The sequence below is a fragment of the Candidatus Limimorpha sp. genome, from assembly GCF_056203535.1.
This window is the reverse complement of sequence record NZ_JBADWU010000095.1, coordinates 1-6,801: the sequence shown is the minus strand read 5'-3', so window position 1 is coordinate 6,801 and position 6,801 is coordinate 1. Positions and strand designations below refer to the sequence as shown.

Annotated in this window: 4 protein-coding genes; all 4 read right to left on the bottom strand. The window is 41.7% G+C overall.

The window, feature by feature from the left end; genetic code table 11:
- Positions 1-132 precede the first annotated feature (132 nt).
- The gene (locus AC06MN_RS11010) at positions 133-840 is read right to left on the bottom strand and encodes a hypothetical protein (RefSeq protein ID WP_475672429.1); all 708 of its coding nucleotides are present in this window, start codon (positions 838-840) and stop codon (positions 133-135) included.
- Positions 841-871: 31 nt separating this feature from the next.
- The gene (locus AC06MN_RS11005; RefSeq protein WP_475672428.1) at positions 872-2,293 is read right to left on the bottom strand and encodes a leucine-rich repeat domain-containing protein; all 1,422 of its coding nucleotides are present in this window, start codon (positions 2,291-2,293) and stop codon (positions 872-874) included.
- A 130-nt stretch (positions 2,294-2,423) separates the two neighbouring features.
- Complete coding sequence (gene priA / locus AC06MN_RS11000; RefSeq protein WP_475672427.1) at positions 2,424-4,910, bottom strand: replication restart helicase PriA; 2,487 nt, start codon at positions 4,908-4,910, stop codon at positions 2,424-2,426.
- Positions 4,911-5,303: 393 nt separating this feature from the next.
- Positions 5,304-6,578, bottom strand: a complete 1,275-nt coding sequence (locus tag AC06MN_RS10995) for a type IX secretion system plug protein (protein WP_475672426.1) — start codon at positions 6,576-6,578, stop codon at positions 5,304-5,306.
- Positions 6,579-6,801 lie beyond the last annotated feature (223 nt).

Here is a 6,801-nt window from a genome sequence, read left to right as displayed (position 1 = left end):
TGCCTCAAGACGCATCGTGGGGTAAGGGGATTTTGTGCAACGGAAACACCTAAATGCCATTCCCTACGGCCTGAAGGCATCTTCCCGGCCTGCTACTTTGGAACTCATTACTCTTGCAGATCGGTTGCGGATTTAAGGATAATATGAAAGGTGAGCTGCTTTTAAAAAAATTACTTGAAAATCATCAAACGATATTTTGTGTGATTTTTCAGGATACAAAAGTCTCTTTCTTTTTTGAATAGGACGATTAAAACTAAAGTATCTAATCTCTCTAAACTGTTCATTAATGTCATAAATAGAATGGGCAAAACTATTACGTAAATTAGAACAATAGCAATCATTGATTAATTTACCCAGCAAAACATCGTTTTCCAAAAGAGGATGAACGACACTTTGCTGAATCCAATTCCAATTACTTCCTTTCTTTTTAGGTGCTTCATCTTGAAATGGTCTCCACAAATAATCACCACCAATTGATAACGAAGCTAGTCTTGCCAAAATCTTTAAGAAAAAGTCAGATTCCCATAACTGAGAATAAATCATCAATTCTATTGTTATACAATCTATTCCATCTGATCCTTGATATGAAAAGGCAGGCTTTTCATAATGACCTTGTAGATAGCGTGTTAGAAAATCTATTCTGTTTTTATCATAACGAAAGTCGTCAACATTATCTATCACATAAGGAGATACTGATGTGTTTTCGAAAATCTCATAATAATCACCAAAAGCCAAAAACAGCCTCATATTTGCAGGTGAATAAGACTTTGCTAATTCAAATGCTTTATCTACTGCTTCTTCAACCTCATATTTTGCTTCATAGAGACTATCAAAGTCCATTTCAAAAAAAAACTTATCTATGATTATGCAACTATAATCCAACTATTTTATCAGCATATACAGACCAATATTCATCATTTTTATATAAATCCACACTTTCGCTTGGAACATATATCAAATTCAAATCACATTGATCAAAAGCAGAATGTAATGTTGGTGGATTAAGAGCATAACAAGTAATTGATTCCAATTGTGAGCAACCTCTAAAAGACAAATCTAAACTTAACACAGAATTTCCTAATATAGCAGAAGACAATTCTGTGCAATTTTGAAATGTACCTAAATGTTCAAGATTTTCTGCATATGCTCCTGGTAATACTATAATAGAATTCGGTATTGTAATTGAAGTAAGTCCTGTACTTGCGAAAGCTCCTCTACCAATAGTGGTTACTGAAGAAGGAATTTGTATTGATGTTAGGTTTCTGCAATTCATAAATGTTTTGTCTCCAATGAAATTAATAGAATCACCCAAAACTACAGAAGATAAATTGTAACAGCCCTGAAATGCTCCATATGGGAGATCTTCATGAAGCGCCGCCCCTATTTTTTTTACAGAATTAGGAATAGCAGCAGAAACAAGACTTGCGCAACCATAAAATGCACTACTGTAAATTTCTTCTATGCCATTACCAAAAAAGACCGAGACCAAATTAGAACATCCTTGAAAAGCTCCAGACTCATACTTGTCCCACATCTCACCACCACCACCGATAATTTTGACAGAATTAGGGATAATAATTGAAGTTAAACTCACACAATTCTCGAATGTTCCTCGAGATATAATTGTTGTGGAATCGGGAATATGGAAGGATGTTAAACTTGAGCAATTCGAAAAGCAATATTGACTAATACTTAATTCGGGATTATTGGCGGAAACGGTTTTGAGATCTCTACAATTTGCAAAAGCATATTGCTCTAAAACTTCAATACTATTTGGAATAACAACAGATTCTAATAATGAACAATTTTTAAAAGCACTGTCAAGGATACCAACTATAGAATAGGTTGAACCTTTATGTTCTAAAACAGATGGGATAACGACATTCCCACGATATACATAACCCTCACTTATGTCCGTGTCATAATAACTACGCCAATTCGTAACAACTGCTTCAGAAGAATTCCGTAAAATGAAATACATTTTACTCTCATCATCAAACAGAGCCTCAATAATTACCTTTCCATTATTAACCACTTCTTGAGTAGATACTATTATCGGTTCTTGGTATTGGATTTGTCCACTATCCCCACTATTATCACCATTTTCATTCTCTTTTTGGCAGCCAAACATGGACAAGGAAGCCATAACAAACAAAACTAATCTGAATTTAAACGATCTTCTCATTTCATCTCCCCTAAATAAGTGCCAGGTACAACTTCTTTTAAGTTTACTAATTTCGAAAAACTTGTCATTGAAAAGGGCAAACCCTTCAACAGGTAGGATCTCTCCCAAAAACAATCAATGCAAAAGTACAAACTTTTTCGATGAATGAACCTTTTTTGCCGAAAAATTTTCAAAAAATGTCACAGACTTAAGTTGCTACATTCTAAGTCACTCGTTCATGGCGATAGAACTCACTTTCTCACATCGGATCCACATCAATCTGAATCTGAACGGACTTATAATCAGGATTTTGCTGGAACAACCGTATCTGCTGCGTGATGATTTCCTTTACCTGCTGCGCATTGTATTCCCGCTTGAATTTCACCATCATTTGCTTGATATACAGGTTTTTCACTCTTGAAACAACGGGGTATTCAGGTCCCAACAAATCCTGCTGGAAAATCGGTCGGAGCATAAATGCCAGTTCTGCCGCTGCGGGATTAAGTTTTTGATAGTCCTTGTGCTTCAAACGGATGAGGATTAAGCGGTAATAAGGTGGATAGCCGAACTGACGGCGTGTCACCATCTGCTTGTTGTACAAGCCTTTGAAATCGTTGCGCAAGACATCCTGCAAGACAGGATGTGCTGGTTCGTAAGTTTGGATGATGACCCTGCCCTGCTTGCCTTTTCGGCCCGCACGGCCAGCCACTTGCGACATCAGCTGAAAACTGCGCTCGTGGGCGCGGAAATCGGGATAAGAAAGCATATTGTCGGCATTTAGAATTCCCACAACTTTCACGGAATCAAAGTCTAAGCCTTTGGTGACCATCTGTGTTCCGACCAAAATGTTAGTTTCCTTGTCCTGGAAATGTTCCAAGATGCTTTGGTAGTCGTTGCGCGAGCGTGTGGTGTCCAAATCGAGGCGTGCAACCTTGACATCAGGCATCACCAATTTCAGATCTTCTTCGATTTTTTCGGTACCGAAACCATGCATTTTTATATTGGCACTGTGGCAGTTAGGACATTCCGTCGGGACGCTGGCCGTGTAGCCGCAATAGTGGCAGCGCAACACATTCTGCTGCTTGTGATAAATCAGGCTCACGTCGCAATTGATGCACTGCGGCACATAATGGCAGTCGTCGCATTCCAAACGCAGCGAAAAGCCACGGCGGTTCTGGAACAAAATGACCTGATTCTTTTCCTCCAAAGTCTCTTTCATGGCATCGATGAGCGTACCGCCAAAATCGGCCTGCATGGTCTTGCGGCGTTTCTCCACGCGCATATCGCTCAAAATGATTTCCGGCATCTGCACGCCACCGAAACGCTCCGTAATTTCAACCAATTTAAATCGGTTGTTCAACGCATTGTAATAACTCTCGTAAGATGGCGTCGCCGAGCCGAGTAAAATCTTAGCCTTGTGCATGGCGGCCAGCACGATGGCGGCATCGCGGGCATTGTAACGCGGCGCAGGGTCGACTTGCTTGAACGAACTGTCGTGTTCCTCGTCAACGATGATGAGGCCAATGTCGGAATAAGGCAAAAAGATGGCCGAGCGCGAACCGATGATAATCTGATGGCGGTTTGATTTCGTTTTGGCGAAATCACGCACCTGTTCCAAAACTTCCACCCTTTCGTTGATACCGTAACGCGAATGATAAACGCCTAACCTTTCGCCAAAAAATTGTTTTAATCGGTTAATAATCTGAGCAGTAAGTGCAATTTCAGGCAAGAGATAAAGCACCTGTTTGCCTTGGTCGATAGCTTCCTTTATCAGTTTGATATATATTTCGGTCTTGCCCGAAGAAGTCACGCCATGCAGCAAAACGGGCTTGTTTTCCTCAAAACCTTGCTTGATTTGGTCGAAAGCTTTTTGCTGGGCTTCAGTCAGATGAATGGTCGAGACATCGGTCTGCACCTTGTATTCCTTCAATCTACTGACTTTCTTTTCGTAAACCTCAAAAATTCCTTTCTCCGACATAGTCTTCAAAGCCGTGGAGTTGGCATTGGCTTTTTTCAGCAATTCGCTGGCCAACACGTCGTTATCGCAGTCGCCACCCAAGGTGAAATAAGCCAGCAGAATTTCCAGTTGCTTGAAAGCCCTTTTGGTGAGCGCATCCATCAGTTCCTGGATTTTCTGTTCGTCGCGATATTCAGTCGTAAGCCGCGCAAAACGCTCATACTTAGCCTTATACTTCTCGTTCAGTTCCTCTTCCATCACCACAATGCCTTTTTCCATCATGGTGTGAATGAGCGGCATGACTTTCTTGAAACCGATGATTTTGCTGACTTCGCTAATAGTGATTTTTGGTTTAATCTGCAAAGCCTCGACAATCATGTATTCGAAATCGTTCAAGGCTTGCGTATCAAGTACAAAATCAGGCGACAAGGCAATTGTTGATTCGCTGCTCAGCTTGAGCGCCGCCGGCAAAGCCGCCTGCATCACCTCGCCAAGATGACACATGTAATATTGCCTGACCCAATCCCAGAACTTCAACTGAATGTCGTTCACAAGCGGCTCATCGTCAAGGATATCCATCAGATATTTCACCTCAACAGTGGGCACCTGTTCCGACAGGCTGACGATAAGTCCCGACATGATTTTGGTCTTGCCGAACTGCACCACCGCCCTCTGTCCTACGCGCACCAAATCATTCATCGCGAAAGGCACACGATAGGTGAAGGTTCCCGGCACAGGAATCGGCAGCAGAATCTCTGCAAACAATGTTATTCGGCCATCATCAGACATAGGGATTATTTGACTTTTGGACTATTTGACTATTAGACTTTTGGACAATTTGACTATTTTATATCTGCGAAGGATGTCGTTCGCTGACGCTCACTTTGCCCTTCGCTGATTTAAGCTGCCCTTTCAGGGCGTATGCGTGTTCGACCCTTTCTTTCTTCTTCTTTTTTTCTCCTAACTCCTCATTCCTAACTCCTCACTTTAACACTTTCAGTTTCCAGTTTTCCACTTTAACACTTTCCTCCTAACTCCTCATTCCTAACTCCTCACTTTAACACTTTCAGTTTCCAGTTTTCCACTTTAATACTTTCCTCCTAACTCCTCATTCCTAACTCCTCACTTTAACACTTTCCACTTCAAAACTTTCAACTTTCCACTTTAAAACTTTCCCTTCCCTCAGTGCGAATTAACCACCGAATAGCCAATTAGTTCATCATAGCCTTTGGTCGGGTTAAAGTAGTAGAAATAAAGCGAATACACGTTATTGGTCTCCCAAAAACTGCCTGCCGTCAAATCGGTTGAGACTATGCCTGTTTTTCGGTCAGCCGTTGCAAACATGAAATTGTAAAAACCTTGTTTCAGTAGCATCGAACAAGTGTAGCCACGCAATTTGTAATCGTAGGTCATCCTGTTGTTGTCGTTGAAAATCCAATCGTTGATGGCACCCATGATGTAGACATCCTCATCAGCCAAAGGCGTATCCCAGCGCAAGAAGAAATTCACCCAGGCATAATCGGCTTCTGTGGAGGTGTCAAGATTCTCATTTTCAACACGAATGAATTTCTTTCCGTGAATATCTTCGTAGGTGGAATAAGGTTTCCGCGCCCGCGATTCGCAAGTCAGAATGTCAATCACATACGATTCATCGGTTTGGTAAATGTGTGCCAGATTCTCCGACTGGAAGCGGAAATTGCTGATGTCGAAACGGCGGTATTGGTTGGAACCGTCGAAAACTGTCAGCGGATTATGTTCAAAGGAAATGTAATCGGGATAGACGTAGGATGGCTTCAGACCCTCAACGGCATTGTCCCAACGTCCGTTTTGGCGAATGGTCAAATTGCTGTATTGCTGTACGTTTCCCGTAGGAATATTGCTCATCACGGCACGAATGTCCAATTGCTGATGCGTCTCAGTCAGCGACAAATCATCGGGATAGCGCGGCACCGAAGCACCGATATGTGCCTTTTCGTCGATGACCATGAAACGGCGCGTGAAATAGATGTTCTCCTCGCTCATATCGTCACCGAAAACGATGAGCAGATAATTGCCCGAAATGAGCGGCTGCATGTCTTCCTTCGGGAAAACCAGCTGATAATTGACATAATTAATCAAGGTGTTCACCGAGAAAGCATAATCATCGATTCGGTCGGATTCAAACCCCGAAGCGTATTGTATGCGCTGAATGTCAGTTGGTTGCCAATCATGCGTGCAATGAATGAAAGTATAGTTCAGCACCTCGCCTTCGCTGCCGAGAACATCGAACGACAAGGTCAGCCTTCCGGTCAAATCATCCAAAGGAACAATCGGTTCGTTCAGCTGATTGCCGTCAGCATAAAGCAGAACGGTCTGAACTTCGGGTTTATAGTTCAAGTCGCCATAAAAAGGCAAATCCTGAGAAAAAATTGACAACGGCAGGCAAAAGGCCAATAATATGAATAATGCTTTTTTCATTCGGACAATTTTTATTTCCATAACGGAATTTCGGAAGCAAAAGTATAAAAAGAAAAGAATATGTACAGCATTTGAACAAGTGTTTTCCTGACTTTGACAGCTGTTTTTTTAATGTTTGTAACTTGCTAAAAATCAATATTGTTTAAAAATCAAGATGGTGACGTGGGTGACGCAAGCCCGAAAATTCGTACCTTGCGGGCATGTTTGTACGCAGAAAGGTCAA